General features: G+C 64.8%; 12 protein-coding genes. 7 read left to right on the plus strand and 5 right to left on the minus strand.

Annotation, left to right across the window (positions count from 1 at the left end):
* Nucleotides 1-280 precede the first annotated feature (280 nt).
* Complete coding sequence (locus K3A84_RS00820; protein WP_225007167.1) at nucleotides 281-1,738, plus strand: calcium-binding protein; 1,458 nt, start codon at nucleotides 281-283, stop codon at nucleotides 1,736-1,738.
* A gap of 169 nt (nucleotides 1,739-1,907) precedes the next feature.
* Here the strand turns inward: K3A84_RS00820 and K3A84_RS00825 are convergent, their stop codons facing one another.
* Nucleotides 1,908-3,302: a calcium-binding protein gene (locus tag K3A84_RS00825; RefSeq protein ID WP_225007168.1), complete on the minus strand. Its 1,395-nt coding sequence runs from the start codon at nucleotides 3,300-3,302 to the stop codon at nucleotides 1,908-1,910.
* A 341-nt stretch (nucleotides 3,303-3,643) separates the two neighbouring features.
* On the opposite strand from K3A84_RS00825, the gene K3A84_RS00830 reads away from it, so the two are divergent.
* The 6 genes from K3A84_RS00830 (at nucleotide 3,644) to K3A84_RS00855 (ending at nucleotide 10,144) form a co-directional block, all read left to right on the plus strand.
* Nucleotides 3,644-4,678: a sulfate ABC transporter substrate-binding protein gene (locus K3A84_RS00830; protein WP_225007169.1), complete on the plus strand. Its 1,035-nt coding sequence runs from the start codon at nucleotides 3,644-3,646 to the stop codon at nucleotides 4,676-4,678.
* A 35-nt stretch (nucleotides 4,679-4,713) separates the two neighbouring features.
* Nucleotides 4,714-5,577 carry a sulfate ABC transporter permease subunit CysT gene (gene cysT, locus K3A84_RS00835; protein WP_225007170.1) on the plus strand — a complete coding sequence of 288 codons (864 nt, stop codon included), beginning with the start codon at nucleotides 4,714-4,716 and terminating at the stop codon, nucleotides 5,575-5,577.
* Nucleotides 5,574-6,410, plus strand: coding sequence for a sulfate ABC transporter permease subunit CysW (gene cysW, locus K3A84_RS00840; RefSeq protein WP_225007171.1), 837 nt, complete (start codon nucleotides 5,574-5,576; stop codon nucleotides 6,408-6,410). Before cysT ends, cysW begins: the two co-directional genes overlap by 4 nt.
* A complete protein-coding gene (locus tag K3A84_RS00845; RefSeq protein ID WP_225007172.1) occupies nucleotides 6,407-7,372 on the plus strand; it encodes a sulfate/molybdate ABC transporter ATP-binding protein in 966 nt (321 codons plus the stop codon). Before cysW ends, K3A84_RS00845 begins: the two co-directional genes overlap by 4 nt.
* A gap of 21 nt (nucleotides 7,373-7,393) precedes the next feature.
* A complete protein-coding gene (locus K3A84_RS00850) occupies nucleotides 7,394-7,570 on the plus strand; it encodes a YezD family protein (protein ID WP_225007173.1) in 177 nt (58 codons plus the stop codon).
* Nucleotides 7,571-7,663: 93 nt separating this feature from the next.
* Nucleotides 7,664-10,144 carry a TonB-dependent receptor gene (locus K3A84_RS00855; RefSeq protein WP_225007174.1) on the plus strand — a complete coding sequence of 827 codons (2,481 nt, stop codon included), beginning with the start codon at nucleotides 7,664-7,666 and terminating at the stop codon, nucleotides 10,142-10,144.
* A gap of 36 nt (nucleotides 10,145-10,180) precedes the next feature.
* Here the strand turns inward: K3A84_RS00855 and K3A84_RS00860 are convergent, their stop codons facing one another.
* The 4 genes from K3A84_RS00860 to K3A84_RS00875 form a co-directional block, all read right to left on the minus strand.
* Nucleotides 10,181-12,226: an MGH1-like glycoside hydrolase domain-containing protein gene (locus K3A84_RS00860; protein ID WP_225007175.1), complete on the minus strand. Its 2,046-nt coding sequence runs from the start codon at nucleotides 12,224-12,226 to the stop codon at nucleotides 10,181-10,183.
* Nucleotides 12,227-12,372: 146 nt separating this feature from the next.
* The gene (locus K3A84_RS00865) at nucleotides 12,373-15,168 is read right to left on the minus strand and encodes a TonB-dependent receptor (protein WP_225007176.1); all 2,796 of its coding nucleotides are present in this window, start codon (nucleotides 15,166-15,168) and stop codon (nucleotides 12,373-12,375) included.
* 197 nt (nucleotides 15,169-15,365) lie between these two features.
* Nucleotides 15,366-16,763, minus strand: coding sequence for a glycoside hydrolase family 43 protein (locus tag K3A84_RS00870; protein WP_225007177.1), 1,398 nt, complete (start codon nucleotides 16,761-16,763; stop codon nucleotides 15,366-15,368).
* 27 nt (nucleotides 16,764-16,790) lie between these two features.
* Nucleotides 16,791-17,738, minus strand: a complete 948-nt coding sequence (locus K3A84_RS00875; protein ID WP_225008105.1) for an arabinan endo-1,5-alpha-L-arabinosidase — start codon at nucleotides 17,736-17,738, stop codon at nucleotides 16,791-16,793.
* Between the last annotated feature and the right edge of the window lie 36 nt (nucleotides 17,739-17,774).

The raw sequence follows: 17,774 nt of genomic DNA on the forward strand, positions 1-17,774 counted from the left end.
CTAGCCTGTCCTTGCCTGTCGTTAACCCTGCCCGGGGCCATGGTGTTGGTATGTTGCAATCGGATTGCAAGGCGCCCTGAGTGCCAGCGCGCGGGGGGCCTTGGCAAGCCCTGACGGCGATCGGTGCACAACAACGAAGGTTGGGAAGGTGGCTTCCGGTTGGCCGACGAGCGATTGCCCGCATCATGATTATCTTATGAAATCGTGCAGCTGTGAGATTTGTCATGCTTTTTCGTCAATGAATAAGGTATTCCGTATTGCAGGTGGTTGGAGAAACGCGATGACGTTGCAAGTTGCGGGGAATTTTGTTGGCGGCGGTTTTCGTCACGATCTGGGGGCGACCGACAACCTTTACGTCCCGGCGGGAGTGGTTTCGATTTCGACCGACACGAGCGCCGTACACGGCGTTGGTCGGGGGCGCAGCGTGGACGTTTTCGGGGCCGTTCATGGTGAAACCAGCGGCATCTCGCTCGAAACAGACCGTTCCGACAATACACTGGGCGGAGCCAGGATCTATATCGGCCGACAAGGCACCGTGACGGCCAATGGTAACGGGCTCTATTTGACAGGCGACGGCAACAATGTCGTCAACTACGGCGAGATCCAGAGTGAGACCTTGTATGGCATAGCGATTGAAGCCGATCGCGACAGCACCAGCGCCAGCGTCATCCGCAATTATGGTGCGATCACGGGTTACTATGCCGGAGTTTCAGGCGGACAGAGCTTGATGACGATCTATAACCACGGCACGATCACCGGGCTGTACGGCAGCGCGATCGTCGGCGGGGTCGGCGATGATACCGTGTTCAACTATGGCACGATCGAAGGCTCGGTGAACCTGTTCGACGGCAGCGACTGCGTGGTCAACCGCGGGCTGATCATCGGCGATTATTATGGCGGCGATAACAGCGACACGTTCGACAACCGCAGCGGCACGATCGACGGCCTGGTCGATCTCGGCAATGGCTCGGACACGTTCGTTGCGGGATCGTCCGACGAATATGTCTCCGGGGGCGGCGGCCTCGATACGCTCGACTTCACGCGCTCGTCAGGGGTGCAGATCGCGCTCGATCTCAGCCTCGATGGCACCGGCTGGGCTGCTGGGGATACCTTCTCGCTGTTCGAGAACGTCCGGGGGTCGGCCACCGGCGCCGATGTGCTGGTGGGTGACGTTGGGGACAACGTTCTGTCGGGGCTGGGCGGCAACGATCAGCTGTTCGGGCAGGACGGGGCGGATCTGCTCTATGGCGGGCGGGGCAACGATACGCTCGACGGCGGCAGCGGTGAGGACGTGCTGAACGGCGATGTCGGCAACGACATCCTGCGCGGCGGCGCGGGGAGCGATACGCTCGACGGCGGCGCTGGCAACGACACCCTCACCGGCGGCGCGGGCAAGGATTACGCGACCGGCGGCGCGGGCGCGGACCGGTTCGTTTTCGCCAAGGGCGATCTGTTCGGCGTGACGATCAGCGATGCGGACGTCATCAACGATTTCCAGTCGTCCCAGGGCGACAGGATCGATCTTTCCCTGCTCGATGCCAGCACCAAGGCGACAGGCGATCAGGCATTCCAGTTTATCGGGACGGCCGCGTTCCACAATGTCGCGGGGGAACTGCGCATTTCGCAGAGTGACGGCGCCACATATGTCCTGGGCGATACCAATGGCGATGGAACAGCCGATTTCAGGATCGCATTGACGGGTCTGCTGACGCTCAAGGCGGCGGACTTCGTGCTGTAATACGTGTCCAAACCGCCAATTGACGATATGTGCGACAGGGCCGAGACGGGTTGACGTTCCGGCCCTGTCTGACGTTGGGCGAAGGGGCCTTCGACGACCGTACGAATTGACATAGCGCCAACCGCGCAAGCGGAGCCACGGCGCGCTGTGCCGGCGCGACCCTTGCGCATCACAGCACGAAGTCGCCCTTCACAAGCGTGATCGCGCCGGTCAGCACGATCCAGAAGTCGGCGATGGCGTTACCGTCGGTGTCGCCCAGGACGTAGGTCTTGCCATTGCCGGTTTCGCTGCGGAGCTGCCCGGCAACGCCGGTGAACGCCTTGGACCCGATGTAGGTGAAGGCATCGTCGGCGGTCGTGGCGGTCTTTGCGTCGACCAGGGAGAGGTGAATGCGATCACCCTCGGCGTGGCTGAAATCCGCGATCAGGTCGGCGACCGTTTCATTGGTGCCCCCGAAGTCCGCATCGTCGAAGCGAAACTGATCGGCGCCTGACTCGCCGCGTAGAACGTCGGTGCCAACCCCGCCGACCAGGATGTCGTTCCCGGTACCAGCTTCCAGCGTATCGCTCCCGCTGCCCCCATTGAGCGTGTCGGCGCCGCTGCCGCCGTCGATATCGTCGTTCCCGCCAAGGCCGTTGATGCTGTCGGCACCACGCATGCCGTTCAGCGTGTTGGCTCCGTCGTCTCCGGTCAGCGTATCGCCCAGGTTGCTGCCGATGACGTTCTCGAAACCCGCAAAATCGTCACCGGCCGCCCAGCCGGCCGAGTTCACGCTCGCGTCCAGCGCCATGGTGACGGCAGCTGTAGCGGCGCGAAAGTCCAGCCAATCGGTGCCGTCGCCCCCGTCGACGGTTTCGGCGCTGGCCCCCGGAAGGTAGATGTCGTCCCCCGCGCCGAGGGTGATGTCGCCCTCGATGACTCCGCCGCGGTTGTCGACACGATCCGCGCCTTCTCCCATGCTCACCGGGCCGGCAATCGTGCCGCGATTGATGACGACGTCGTCGCTGGAAAAGGTTCCGATGCTGCCATCGATCAACCCGCGATTGGTGATATGGTCGACGGCATAGCCGCCCTGAATGGCAGAGTTCGTTTCACCGCCTGCGATACGGCCATGGTTGATCAAGCGCATCGCGCCGCCTGCCACCATAATGCCGGTTGTCACTCCCTGAATGGTACCGGTGTTGCGGATGGTGACGGCGTTCGTGTATTCGTTGTTCGAAACCCAGATGCCCGCTTCGCCTGTCCCGCGGATCAGCCCGGCATTGTCGATCACCGCAAACTTTCCAACGGTCCGCACCCCTGCGGAATATCCCGAGGCGATGCTGTCCGCCGTCATGGTCAGCGTGTTGCGGGCGTCGACGTCTGCATTCGATCCCATCTCGATGCCGTACGTCTGGCCGAACACCTTGCCCATGATCAGCAGGTCACTGTCCGATGCCGACGCCCGGATGCCGCTACCCATTGCGGTGGAGATGACGACGCCATCGGGAAGAATCAGATCTTCGCCCGACCCTGCGTTCATGGTGCTGCCGTCCACGCTGGTGGTGCCGATAACAATGGTCATGATCGTTCGCCCCCCGCTTGATCGCGCCCCCACGTGCCCAAAACTGCCATCTTTGGGCTGGAGCGTCCACCGGAAGTGCAATGTCTACTCATTTCATCGACATTTGCGCTCGCTTCGTCGCTGCGGCATTATCTACTTATCAGGTTGAGTTAATCTGGCTGCACCGTGCCGAGGGAAGTTGATTCGGTGCAGGCGCGCAACGACTGCGGGAACAAGACATGCGCATGTGTCTTGGCCTTATGCCGGTGCGATGAAGCTGCGCTTTGGGGGGCTACAGAACTTCTGTAATGTCTACCTTTCGAATTGAGATTATCCCGACGGCACAACAGGGAGTACCGACAATGAATCGCCGCGCTTTTGTCACCGCCAGCCTTAGCCTGGGTCTTGTCCTCGCACCGGCGCTGGCGGGCTGCTCGTCGAAGTCGAACAACCCCAACGCGGTCGAGCTGACCAACGTCTCGTACGACCCCACGCGCGAGTTGTACCAGGCCATCAACCCGGCGTTTGCCGCCTACTGGAAGCAGAAGACCGGCAAGGACGTGACCTTCCGCATGAGCCACGGCGGATCGGGCAAGCAGAGCCGCGCGGTGATCGATGGGCTTGAGGCCGATGTCGCCACGTTGGCGCTCGCCTACGACATCGACGCCATCGCGAAGAAGGGCAAGCTGCTGCCCGCCGACTGGCAGAAGGCGCTGCCCGACAATTCCTCGCCCTATACCTCGACCATCGTGCTGCTGGTGCGTCAGGGCAATCCCAAGGGGATCAAGGACTGGTCGGACCTGGTGAAGCCGGGCGTGCAGGTCATCACGCCCAATCCCAAGACCAGCGGCGGCGCGCGGTGGAACTTCCTTGCGGCCTGGGCCTATGGCAAGAAGGCGGGCGGCGGATCGGATGCGGCGGCGGAAGCCTTCGTCCGGAAGCTTTACGCCAACGTGCCGGTGCTGGATAGCGGCGCGCGTGGCGCGACCACCACGTTCGTCGAACGCGGCATTGGTGACGTGCTGATCTCGTGGGAGAACGAGGCGTTCCTTGCCGAGAAGGAACTGGGCAAGGGCAAGTTCCAGATCGTCGCGCCGTCGCTTTCGATCCTTGCCGAACCGCCGGTGGCCGTCGTCAGCGAGAACGCCAAGAAGCACGGCACCACCGAGGTTGCCGACGCTTACCTGCGCTATCTCTATACGGCCGAGGCGCAGACGGCGATCGCCCACGCTTTCTACCGCCCGCGCGACCCCAAGATCGCCGAGCAGTTCAAGTCGCAGTTCCCGCAGATCCCGATGGTCACGGTGGACAAGGACTTCGGCGGCTGGGCGCGCGCGCAGAAGCAGTTCTTCGATGATGGCGGCGTGTTCGACCGCATCTACACGGCCAAGAAGTAACCCCGCGTATCCTCTGATCGAGCAGGCCACTGCAGATGCAATCCAAGTTTCCCCCACGGACGGGGCGCGCCCGAGCATGGCGCAAACCCTCGGTCCTGCCCGGTTTCGGGCTGACGTTCGGGACGACGATCGGTTGGCTGTCGCTGATCGTGCTGATCCCGATCGCCACGATCTTCCTGAAGGCTGCCGGCATGGGCTGGCATCACTTCGTCGAGGTGGGCTTCAGTGATCGCGCGCTCGCCGCCTATCGCCTGAGCTTCGGCACGGCGGCGGCGGCAGGGCTGGTCAACGCCGTGTTCGGCCTGCTCGTCGCCTGGGTGCTGGTGCGCTATGCCTTTCCCGGCAAGCAGGTGGTGTCGGCGCTGGTCGATCTGCCCTTCGCGCTGCCGACGGCGGTGGCGGGCATTGCGCTGACCGCGCTCTATTCCCCCAATGGCTGGGTCGGGCAGTTCCTCGACCCGCTGGGGATCAAGGTGGCCTTCACGCCGCTGGGCATCACCATTGCGCTGGTGTTCATCGGCTTGCCCTTCGTCGTGCGCTCGGTGGAGCCGGTGCTGGCCGATTTGGGCAAGGACGTCGAGGAAGCCGCCGCCACGCTCGGCGCCAACCGTTCGCAGACGTTCGCCCACGTGATCTTTCCCGCCATCGCTCCTGCGCTGCTCACCGGCTTTGCCATGGCCTTCGCCCGCGGGGTGGGGGAATATGGCTCGGTGATCTTCATTTCGGGCAACATGCCCGGCAAGACCGAGATCGCACCCTTGCTCATCGTTACCCAGCTTGAACAGTACGCCTATGAAGGTGCGACCGCGATTGCGGTGGTTATGATGCTGGTGTCCTTCGGCATCCTGCTCGCCATCAACGCGCTGCAGGCCGCCGGTCGCCGGAGGATGGGGGCATGAAGCTGCGCGCCACCACCGAAGGCCGCTTCACGCAAGGTCTGCTGATCGGCATCGCGCTCGCCTTCCTCGGCTTCTTCCTGCTGCTGCCGCTCGTCGCGGTGTTCAGCGAGGCCTTGAAGGCTGGCATCGGCGGTTTCATCTACGCCATCCAAACGCCCGACGCCTGGGCCGCGATCAAGCTGACCCTGCTGATTGCCGCGATCAGCGTGCCGCTCAACGTCGTGTTCGGCCTCGCGGCCAGCTGGGCGATCACCAAGTTCAGCTTTCCGGGCAAGAGCCTGCTGATCACGCTGATCGACCTGCCGTTCTCGGTTTCGCCGGTCGTGTCGGGCCTCATCTTCGTGCTGCTGTTCGGCGCCAACGGCCTGTTCGGCGCGTGGCTGGCCGAGCATGACCTCAAGATCATCTTCGCGGTGCCCGGCATCGTGCTGGCGACGGTGTTCATCACGTTCCCGTTCGTGGCGCGCGAGCTGATCCCCCTGATGATGGAGCAGGGCAAGGACGACGAGGAAGCCGCGCTCTCGCTGGGTGCCAATGGCTGGCAGACGTTCTGGCACGTCACGCTGCCCAACATCCGCTGGGGCCTGCTTTATGGCGTGCTGTTGTGCAACGCGCGGGCCATGGGGGAATTCGGCGCGGTCTCGGTCGTCTCGGGCCACATCCGGGGCGAGACCAACACGATGCCGCTGCATGTCGAGATCCTCTACAACGAATACGACTTTGTCGGAGCCTTCGCCGTCGCCTCGCTGCTGGCCGGCCTCGCGCTGGTGACGCTCGTCGCCAAGAGCGTGCTGGAATGGCGCTTCGACCTCCATTCGGGAGCCAAGCATTGATCAAGGTCCAGAACATCACCAAGCGCTTCGGCGATTTCGCGGCGCTGCATGGGATCGATCTCGAAATCCAGCAGGGCGAGTTCGTCGCGCTGCTGGGGCCGTCCGGCTCGGGCAAGACAACGCTGTTGCGGATTATCGCCGGGCTGGAATTCCAGGACACGGGTGAAGTGTTGTTCAACGGCGAGGACGTCTCGCAGCTGAAGGTCGCGGATCGCCATGTGGGCTTCGTGTTCCAGCAATACGCGCTGTTCCGCCACATGACCGTGGCCGAGAACGTCGCGTTCGGGCTCTCGGTCAAGAAGCGCCGCGAGCGGCCGTCGAAGGCCGAAATCAAGGCGCGGGCCGAGGAATTGCTGCGCCTTGTCCAGCTCGAAGGGCTGGGCCAGCGCTATCCGGGCCAGCTTTCGGGCGGCCAGCGCCAGCGCGTGGCGCTCGCCCGGGCCCTCGCGATCGAACCCAAACTGCTGTTGCTCGACGAACCGTTCGGCGCGCTTGACGCCAAGGTGCGCAAGGATCTGCGCCGCTGGCTGCGCGACCTGCACAAGCAGATGGGGCTGACCTCGATCTTCGTCACGCACGACCAGGAGGAGGCGCTCGAACTCGCCGATCGCGTGGTGGTCATGGACCACGGGCGGATCGAGCAGGTCGGCACGCCCGAAGAAATCTACATGAACCCGCAGACGCCGTTCGTTTCGCACTTCGTGGGCGAAACCAATCGCGTGGCGGGGCAGGGCGGTGAAGTCCACTTCCGCCCGCATGATGTCGATGTCGTTGCCGATGGCGGCGAAGTCGTCCGCGTCGACAACGTCTTCCGCAAGGGCGGCGCCTGGCGTGTCGAAGGTCTGCTCGTCGAGACCGACCTGCTGGTCGAATTCGACATGGACGCCGCCCTGCCGCAACCCGCCGCCGGGGATCACGTGCGCATCGTTCCGCGCCGTTCCCGCCTGTTCAACCCTGCCTGACCCACCAAAAGGAGCACAGCCATGAATACGCCCCCCGCTGCGCCCCGCAACGATGCCGAGCGCCACCTGGACGAATCGATCGCCAGCGTGCGCGAAGCCCTTGCTGGCCTGCGCTACGGCAATGTTTCGCTGACCATTCACGAAGGCCGCGTCGTTCAGATCGACGTGACCGAGAAGAAGCGTTTCAAGCCGAACTGATTTCCTGAACCCAACCGATTTTCATCAAGCGTTACCGACTGCCAACCGGACCACTGGAGGCATCGTGACCCTGACCAACAAGGATCACCAACGATGTCCCGTGTTCTCCTGTTCGCAGGGGCCGCGCCCCTCGCGCTGCTCGCCGTAAACGCCCCCGCCTTTGCCGCCGACGAGGCTGCTGCCGCCGATGCGCCCGTCACCGAGCGTACCTCTGCCGGCACCGGCCAGTCCGATGCCGACACCATCGTCGTCACGGCTCGCCGCCGGCAGGAAACCGCGCAGGATGTGCCGCTGGCCATCTCTGTCGTGGGTGGCGACCACATCGATTCCACCGGCAGCTTCAACGTCGGCCGCTTGCAGCAGCTGACGCCGACGCTGCAGTTCACCAGCTCCAACCCGCGCAACACCTCGGTCAACATCCGTGGTCTTGGTGCGCCGCTGGGCCTGACCAACGACGGCATCGAACAGGGCGTGGGCATCTACGTAGACGACGTCTACATGGCGCGTGTCGCGTCGAGCACGTTCGACTTCCTCGACGTGAAGCAGATCGAAGTGCTGCGCGGGCCACAGGGCACGCTTTATGGCAAGAACACCACGGCGGGCGCGATCAATATCACCACCCGCCAGCCGACCTTCACCCCCGAAGGGCGCGCCGAGATCAGCGTTGGCAATCTCGGCTTCCTGCAGGCCAAGGCCGCGCTTTCCGGTCCGATCAGCGACACGCTGGCCGCGCGCATTGCCGTGTCGAGCACGCACCGTGACGGCACCATCCTGAACGTTGCCACCGGCCAGAAGATCAACGAGCAGGACAACCTCGGCATCCGGGGCCAGCTGCTGTTCCAGCCGTCCGACAGCGTTGCGTTCACGCTGGCGGGCGACTTCAGCCGCCAGAACCCGCGCTGCTGCGCGCAGATCTACGTGCGCACCGGCACCACGCAGCGCTCGCTCGACCGGCAGTACGCCGCGCTTGCCGCGCTTCAGGGCTATGGCGTGCCGAGCACCGACGCCTTTGATCGCGTGACCGACGTCGACGTGCCGCTTCAGGCCAAGAACAAGATCGGCGGCGTGTCCCTGCGCGGCAAGATCGACACCGGCATTGGCACGATCACCTCGATCACGGCGTGGCGCCATTGGGACTGGGATCCGTCGAACGACCGCGACTTCCTCGGCCTGCCCATCACCACCAAGTCGAACAATCCCTCGAAGCAGGACCAGTATACGCAGGAACTGCGCCTGACGGGCGAAACGGGCCGCTTGGGCTATGTGCTTGGCGCGTTCGGGTTCTACCAGAAGATCCAGACCAACGGCGTGCAGCAGCAGGGGCCGGCGGCTTCGGCCTGGCTGATCAAGCCCTCCGATGCGCTGTCGAAGGATCCGACCGTGCTCGACGGGCTGACCGCCACCAACGACATCAGCCTGAAGAACACCAGCGCCGCCGTGTTCGGCCAGCTCAGCTTCAAGGTGACCGACGCCTTCACGATCCAGCCGGGCTTCCGCGTCAACTACGACAAGAAGGTCGGTGACTACAGCTCGATCGTGACCAACGGTGCGGGCCAGCTCGTGGTGTTCAAGACGGCGGCGCAGGGGGGCAATTCCTCGCGCGAAAAGGCGCAACTCGCGGTGCTCGCCCCGCAGCAGTTCAACGTGCGCTTTTCCGACTGGAACGTCTCGTACGACCTGACTGCGTCGTATGACGTGTCGCGCGATGTCCACGCCTATGCGACTTACGCGCACACCTTCAAGTCGGGTGGCGTCAACCTCAACGGTGTGCCGACCGACAGCGCGGGCGTGCCGCTGCTCGAACTGGCGACGGTGAAGCCCGAAACGGTCAATCACTTCGAAGCGGGCATCAAGACGCAGTTCTGGGATCGCAAGGCCACGTTCAACGTCTCGATCTTCCGCACCGAGATCGGCAATTACCAGGCGCAGGTCTCGAACTACACCGTGGGCGCGCTGCGCGGCTACCTCGCCAATGCCGACAAGGTGCGCACGCAGGGCGTCGAGTTCGATTTCTCGGCCCGCCCGAGCGAGCGCTTCAACATCTACACCAACGGCGCCTACACCGACGCGACCTATCGCAAGTTCACCAATGCGCCGTGCCCGCCCGAGCTTTCGGGTGGCAGCCAGCCGGTCGACGCCAGCGGCAACCTGACCGCCACCCCCAGCGCGCCGGGTACGCCGGGCGGGGTCAGCCCGCTGTCATGCAACATTTCGGGCCAGCGCCTGCCGGGCGTGTCGAAGTGGTCGTTCTCCTATGGCGCGGAAGGCAACGTGCCTGCGCACCTGTTCGGCACCGATGGGCAGGCTTACCTGGGCTTCGACGGCAACTACCGTTCGAACTTCTCGTCGAACCCGTCGCCGTCCGCCTATACGTGGATCGATGGCTATGCGCTGTCGAACTTCCGCCTGGGCTATCGTACCGACAACGGGTTCGACATCTATGGCTGGGTGCGCAACGCGTTCGACGTGAACTACTACGAACAGCTGGCGGTGGCGTCGGGCAACACCGGCCTGATCGTGGGCCAGCCGGGCGATCCGCGCACCTGGGGCGTGACCTTCAAGGCCAGCTTCTGATGCAACCGAGGCGTCCGGTCCATCGGGCCGGGCGCCTCAATCGCGCGGCGTTGCGAAGAGCTTGAATTCCACCAGACGCACTGCCCGCTTCGGCCGCGCCTCGAACGCCAGTCGATACCGCGCGGCCCTGACCACTGGCCAGGCAATGTGGGTCACACCGTTGGCGCGCGCGGTGTCGGCCCGGGCCGGCAGGGGCTGCCAGGCGCCCCCGATCATTGCCTCGATCCGGTAGCGGGCGGGCGAATCGAACGCCTTGCCGTCGGCGAAGAAGGCCAGTTCGGCGCGCGCCATTTCGGTCGGCTTGCCCAGATCAAGCGCGAACCATTGCTCCCCGCGCACGGCTGCCGAGGACCAGCCGTTGGCCTGCTCGGGAAAGAACCAGATGCGCCCGTCCACGGCATCGTGCAGCGCTTCGGCATCCGTATTGGTCGAAGCCGAGGGCAGGGGATATTCGCCGCGCACCAGCTGGACCGCGAGGTCGATGGCGCGGTCGGGCGCGGGAGCGGGCAAACGCGCGATCGGCACGGTGATCCGCCCCAGCGTGTCGCGGTGTGCGACGGGGCGGCCATCGACTTCCAGCGTCAGCCCCGACCCACGGCCATAGCGCCGTCCTTCGGCATCCCACGTCACCGCCAGCCGGTGCCCGTGATAGGGTACGTCCTCCACGCGAAACCAGCGCAGGCCCTGTGCATCGCCAAATGGCGGCAGCAGCGGATTGATCTCGACCATGTCATCGGCGCGCGGGCGGATACCGACAAGCCCGGTCAGGATCAGGTCGATGAAGCCCGAGTGGAAATAGTGGTGGCTGCGCGCCAGCCCGACGATAGGTCGCCCTGTCTCGGGGTCGTAGTCCTCTTCCAGATCGAGCCGCCCGTCCGCCTGCCGGTGCAGCGCCGCATACTGACGTAGCAGACGCAGGTAGTCGCGGCGCGTGACCGGGCCGGGATCGGCATAGTGATCGAGCAGGTTGGCCATGCCGAGCAGCACCTGTGTGCTCTGATAGGGCCAGATTGGCCCGTTCCACTGGCATTCGGGTGCATCGCCCAGATAGCGGTATTGCCGCAGGTAGTATTCGTATCCCGCCTCCACGGTGCGCGGCCCGGCCTTTCCAGCCAGCATCGCGGGATCGAGCAGGTGCGCCCAGGCGGCCGCGTGGACTGCGTCGTCGGGCGCTAGGTCGAACATCCACGGCACGAAGCCCACGAGCTCGCGCGCGCGGATCGGCTGCCAATACCGGACATGCGCGTTGGTCTGCTGGTGCCGGTCGATGAAGTGGCCGAGCGTCTGGCTCCACAGGTCCGTGACCATGCGCGCGCGCAAGTCGTCGGCCCGCGCCGCGTAGTCCCGCGCGGTGGCCTCGTCGCCCGCCAGCGCGGCGATGCGGGCGATGGCGCGCGCGTTCGCGGCCATGTAGCTGTTGATCGAGGGGCGGAAGGCATCGCCGCCGCGAAAGCCGTCCGCACCGCCCGAAGCGTCGATCGACGAGACGGTATATTCGGTCGCGTCGAGCAGCGGCTCGATGAAATAGAGCCCTTTGGCGAAGTCGAACTTCTCGTCCCACAGGCGGTAGATGTGGCGCATCACCGGCAGGTGGCGCGTCACGCCCACGCGGTCGCCATCAACGAGGTAGCGGTTCCACACCGCGTCGGCCATGTAGTCGCTGAAATGGCGGTCGTTGCCGCCTGCATACATGAAGGCGATGGTGTCGTCGGCATAGCGACGGTCGTTCAGCCAGCGCGCTTCGTTGATGTGGAATCCGCTCGCGTCGTTGAGGCTGGCGAACGGCTCGCGTTGCCAACTCACGTCGTCGAGGAACTCGGTCGAGACGAACCCTTGCGCGCCAAGGTCGCGCTGGTGGGCGCGCAGCAGCGCCCAGCGGTAGTAGTAGACCGCATCGAGGCCGGGATCGGCGGATTCGAAGAAGGGAATGCGGCCTTCGTACCAATCGGCATCGTTGCCGAAGCGGGTGTGGGCGATCGCTACGTGGTCAAGGCTGTGCGGCTCTGCGCAGGCCGGGAAGCCAAGCGAAAGGGCAGCAAGGACGCCTGCGAGCAAAGATTGCTGCCATCGCGTGCGTCTCATGCTGCCCATGCTCCGGGGTACGTCCAGATCGGTGGCGGTCGCCCTCGCGAGCAAGAGGGAGAGGATTGTCGCAAACGGGAGCGACCGCCAGCCCGAAGGCCCGTCCGCGCAAGGGAGCGCGGGAAACGGGACTTCGCATCATGCCATCAGTCGAACTTGAACCGCACGCCCAGCGCAAAGGTGCGCGCCAGCAGCGTCGTGCCAAGGTTGAACTGGTCGGCGTTGCCGACGTCGCCGAACTGATAGTAGTTCTGCTGCGTCGAGTTGGTGAGGTTCACCGCGTCGAAGGTCACGCCGATCTTGTCGGTGACGTTCCAGGTCAACTGGAGGTCGAGGCTCTTTTCGGGACGGAACCACACGCCGATCGGATTGGCGAACAGCCGCGCTTCGTTGTTGTGCAGGAACTGCTTGCGCCAGATGTAAGAAAGGCGGGCGTTGAACGGTCCCTTGTCGTAGGCGAGCGTGGCATTGTACGACAGCTTCGACACGCCGAAGAACTGCGACGTCGACTGGCCGACGATGTTGCCCGCGCTGTCGGATTCTGGGATGTTTTGCTTGGAATCCAGCACCGTCACGCTGCCCTGGAAGCCCAGGCCGTCGAGCGGGCCCGGCAGGTAGTGCGGGAAGTAGGTGAGGCCCACTTCGACGCCCTTCAGCACGCCGTTCGACGCGTTCACCGGGCGGGTGATGGCGAAGTAGTTGGTTGCGCCCGCTTGGATGCCGTTGTTGGGGATGTATTCGCGCACCGTCAGCGGCACCACCAACCCATCGATCTCGCGGCGGAAGCCCGTCACGTAGATCGCGCTGTCGCGGTCGAAGTACCATTCGAGCGCAAGGTCGAAGTTCTTCGAATGCGTCGGGCGCAGGTTGGCCGTGCCCGCCGAACCCGAACCATAGCCTACGTTGGTAAGGTCGCCGGTCAGGCTGTAGTTGGGGTTGATGTCGCTGAAGTTCGGACGGCGCAGCGTCTCGCCATAGTTGAAGCGCAGGCGCAGGTTGTCAGTCACTTCATAGCGCAGCGTGAACGCCGGCAGGAACTTGTTGGAACCGTTCGACGCCGCGGTTTCCGCGCCACCGTTGTAGCGGTCGAAGAACTTGCTGTCGGTGTCGACGTTGACGAAGCGCACGCCGCCTTCGATCTTGAGCGGACGTCCGAACAGGTCGATCTGCGCATCGGCCATCAGGTAGGCCGACATCGTCGTCTCGGTGATGTCGAACACGCGGTCGAGCGTCAGCTGGTCCGAGGTCTTGAGGCCATAGAGCGAGCGGACGGTGTCGGCGTTGGCGTTGATCCAGTAGCCGCTCGGCAGCACCCAGCTGGTCGGCACGTCGGCCCGGCCATCGAAGAAGCCGCTGTTGGTGAACAGCGCCTCGGCGGGCAGGGCGTCGCTCAGCGCCTTGTTCAGACGGCCGCCGTCCTGCGTGCGGACATAAGTCGCGGCGGTGCGGCGGTCGACGCGCAGGCCCGCCTTGATCGCGCGCAGGAAGCCGTCGTCCCAGGTGTAATAACCATCGAGCGTGCCGGTGATGGCGTCGCCCTTGGCCTTGCCCGCGTTGTCGTAGAATTCGGCGACGTTCCACAACGTCGGATCGGCAAGCTGGCTGTCGTCGTTGAAGTGGAACGACGGAATGCCGCCGCCTGCGTTGAAGTCGGTGACGATCTGGCCGGCCACGCGGTCGGTGCGCATGGCCTGGAACGTGTTCTGGTTGGTGCTGGTCTGGTAGGCGACGTCGGCGACGATCTTGCCGCGCGACCCAAGGTCCCACTTGCCGTTCAGCGCATAGACGTAGCTATCGGTGCGGTTGGTGGCGTAGTCGCCGCTGTTGAAGCCATAGACGTTGTCCACGGTGCGCGACTTGATGATGTTGGTGCCATCATACAGCGTGACCGGCCCGGGGTTGCCCCACCAGTCGACGAAGCTGAACTGCAGCGAATTGAAGGTGTTGCCACGGAACCCAGCGTAGAACACTTCGGCGGTATAGACCGAGCTGCCGTTGGGCGCCCACTGCAGCGCGACGTTGAACGACGGGCGTTCGCGCTCGCCATAAAGGTCCGAGCTGAACACGGCGTCGCGACCGAGGTAGTAGGGCACGTCCACGCCGTTGATGTGCAGCGTCGAACCGGCGGCGGTGGGCAGGCCGGCGTTGAGGCCCGGCTGCCAGTTCACGTTGTCCGGGCCGGGGAAGATGCGTTCCAGCCGGCTGAAGCCCGATCCTTCCGGCGGGTTCTCGGTGGCGAAGGGCACGAAGGCGCCAGCCGTCGTGCTCATGTTGCGATACTTGGTCTTGCTGTAGCTGGCATTCACCAGCAGGCCGATCTCGCCGACGCCGGTGTCCCAGCGGTCGCTGACCAGCAGTGCCACGTTGGGGTTATAGCTGTCGGCCTGCTGGTTGTAGATCCCGCGCGCCAGGCCCGAGATGGTGAAGCCGTTGAAATCGAAAGGACGACGCGTTTCGACGTCGATCTGCCCGGCAAGGCCGGTCTCGATCTGGTCGGCCGAGCGCGTCTTGTAGACGTTGACGCTCTTGACGAGGTTCGCCGAAATGTCCTGCAGCGCGAACGACTGGCCCGCTGCGGTAAAGATGTTGCGGCCGTTGAGCGTGGTCAGCGGGTCCGACAGGCCGCGAATGGTCACCGCGCCCGCTTCGCCACCCGCGCGGTCGGTGATCTGGATGCCGGTCACGCGCTGCAGCGCTTCGACCACGTTGTTGTCAGGCAGCTTGCCCACGTCCTCGGCCACGATCGAATCGACGATCTGGGTGGACTGCTTGCGCACGTTGAGCGCGCCGACGATCGAGGCGCGTACGCCGCTGACCACGATCTCGCCGCCGTCGGCGGGAGCTGCGGCAGGCGTGGTATCCGTCGTCTGTGCGTGGGCGACGGTCGACAGCGTGAGTGCGAGAATCGAGGTTGTACCGAATGCGAACGGCTTGAGCGCCATGAGATCACCCTCCCTGGAACGGGCCGGCCCCCTTGCCGTGCCCCAAATTTGTCGGACTAATTATTTGTCAGACATATTGCTGGCAAGCGAAAAATTAATCACGCAATTGTTCTGGATTTTGACAACGCTGCCAGTGATGCAGGCGTGCCACGGGTGCTGGTGAACGCGCGTGCATTGGTATGAACAACTCAGACTAATTAGTCGACTTTCCACGCTGTTGCGCGGCCAAGCGGAGCGAGGGCAACCGTGGCACCGGAGGCGATGGCAACGCCCCGGCGGGCCGCCGATTCGAGGCGGATCGACTGGCTGCCTGCACGCTGGACGAGGAAGCGCTGCGCCGCGCCATCGACTGCAGGGGCAAGCCCAAGGCTTCCGTCCTCGCCGATTGTCACGCGATCGTCGCGCCGGAGGATCGGTGCGATCGTGACCACACCGGGCGCATCCTCGATCAGCCGGAACTGCGTGGCCGCCAGCGTCGCCGCACCGGCGACCAGCCGTATTCCGTCGTGCGCCAACGCCACGCCATCGGCGGCCAGCAACCGCACCGGCATTGGCCCGTTGCCTACGGGCACGCCGAAATCGGGCGTGCCGTCCGCCTTGTAGTATAGCCGCTGCACGCGCGTATGGCGGTTGGGATCGAACAGCGGGTCGCCTTCGATCCGGTCGTAATCGCGCCCGTGATAGACCAGCACGTCGCGGCCCTGTTCGTCGACGGTGAAGCTGTTGTGACCCGGTCCGAACACGCCCGTTTCGGGGCAGGTGACGAACACCGGCTCTTGCGCCTTGGTCCAGACGCGCGGGTCCATGATGTCGGCGTCGTCGGGCGCGCTCAACAGGCCCAAGCAATAGCGCGCATCGGTCGCGCTGGCCGAATAGGTCATGAACAGCCGCCCGTTGCGGGCCAGCACGGCTGGTGCCTCGTTCACCTTGAAGCCGCGCACTTCCCAGTCGAGCGTCGGCACGCTCAGCCGCGTCGCCTGCCGCGCCAGGGTGAGCGGGCTGGCCAGCGGCGCGATGTAGAGGTTCGAATTGGTCTCGATCCCCGGCTCGCGCTGCGCCCACGCGAAATAGCGCGTGCCGCGATGCACGAAGCTGGTGGAATCGAGGCAGAAGCTGTCCCAGGGCGCCTGGAACTGGCCCAGAACCTGCCAGTTGCCGGTCATCGGGTCCGGCCCGTCGCAGGCCACCGCGAACGTGCGGATGCGGAAGACGTCCTCGCCGCCACCGCTGGGGCCTGCTGCAAAATACATGATCCAGCGTCCGTCGATCAGATGCAGTTCGGGCGCCCAGATGAAGCCCGACATCGGCCCCGTTGCCTGATGCCGCCACAGCACGCGCTCTTCCGCCGTGGCGAGGCCCGCGATGGTCTTCGAGCGGCGTAGCACCAGTCGGTCGTACTCGGGCACCGATCCGGTCAGGTAATAGAACCCGTCATCGTGCCGGAGCACCTGCGCATCGGCGCGTTGGCGCACCAGCGGATTGACCGGGCCGGGCTCTGTCTGCGACGCCGGCAGGGCTCGATTTAGGCCCGTGCAGGCCACCGGCAGTACCGCGCTGCCGGCAACGAAGGCGCGGCGCGAAAGCGAAAGGGTCATCGCGAAAGTCCTCTCAGGCTCGTTCTGTCAGTCGATCGGTTCGGCCACCGGCCAGCCGTCTGCATCCCAGCGCAGACGCGCCACGCGCAGCACGGGTGCGCCGTTCGCCTCGCGGTCATAGGCGTGCCACACGAGCCAGCTCGTGCCGTCCTTGTCGGTGAACGCGCCGGCGTGGCCTGGCCCGCGATAGCGCTGCTTTTCCTGCAGATCGGCGCGCAGCAGGATCGTGCCGCCGCCCTGTATCATCGCGCTGCCGTCGCGGCCCTTGTACGGCCCGGTGATCCTGTCCGCGCGCCCGACCACAGTGTAATAGGTGCTGTTCACGCCCTTGCAGCAATAGTCGTAGGACGCGATAAGGTAGTACGCGCCGCCGTGCGGCACGATGAACGGGGCTTCGATCGGCGCAGGCGCGTTTGCCGGAGCAGGACGGGAGGCGATGCTGTACGGTTCGGTTCCGGCCGCGGGCTTTCCCGTCTTCGGATCGAGGGGGAACAGCTTGATCCCGCTCCAGAAACTGCCCAGCGCCAGCCACTGTCGCCCTTGGGCATCGACCACGAAGTTCGGGTCGATGGCGTTGAAATCGTCCGCAGGCGTGGATTGGACGACAAGGCCCCGATCGGTCCAGCGGTAGGCTTTCGATTTCGGATCGAGCGTCGGGCTGGTGGCCAGGCCAATGGCCGAACGGTTTGATCCGAAGGTCGAGACCGAATAGTACAGCCGGTATTCGCCGTTCACGTACGATATGTCCGGCGCCCAGATGCCTTCGGTCCCCGGTACGGCCTGCTTCGCCCAGGCCGGGATCTCGGCAAAGACCGAGCCCGCGTCGGTCCAGTGGTGCAGGTCGGGCGAGGTCTTGATGCCCACGTACCTGCCAACGGTGCTGAACACGTACCACGTCGCGCCTTCGCGGATCAGCACCGGGTCGTGCACCGTCAGGTCGCCCGACAGCGGCGCGCCTTGCGCCACCGCAACCATCGGCGAAACGCTCAGGGCAAGCGCGAGCAGGGCGCG

It is taken from the genome of Novosphingobium percolationis (assembly GCF_020179425.1).
Classification (GTDB): domain Bacteria; phylum Pseudomonadota; class Alphaproteobacteria; order Sphingomonadales; family Sphingomonadaceae; genus Novosphingobium; species Novosphingobium percolationis.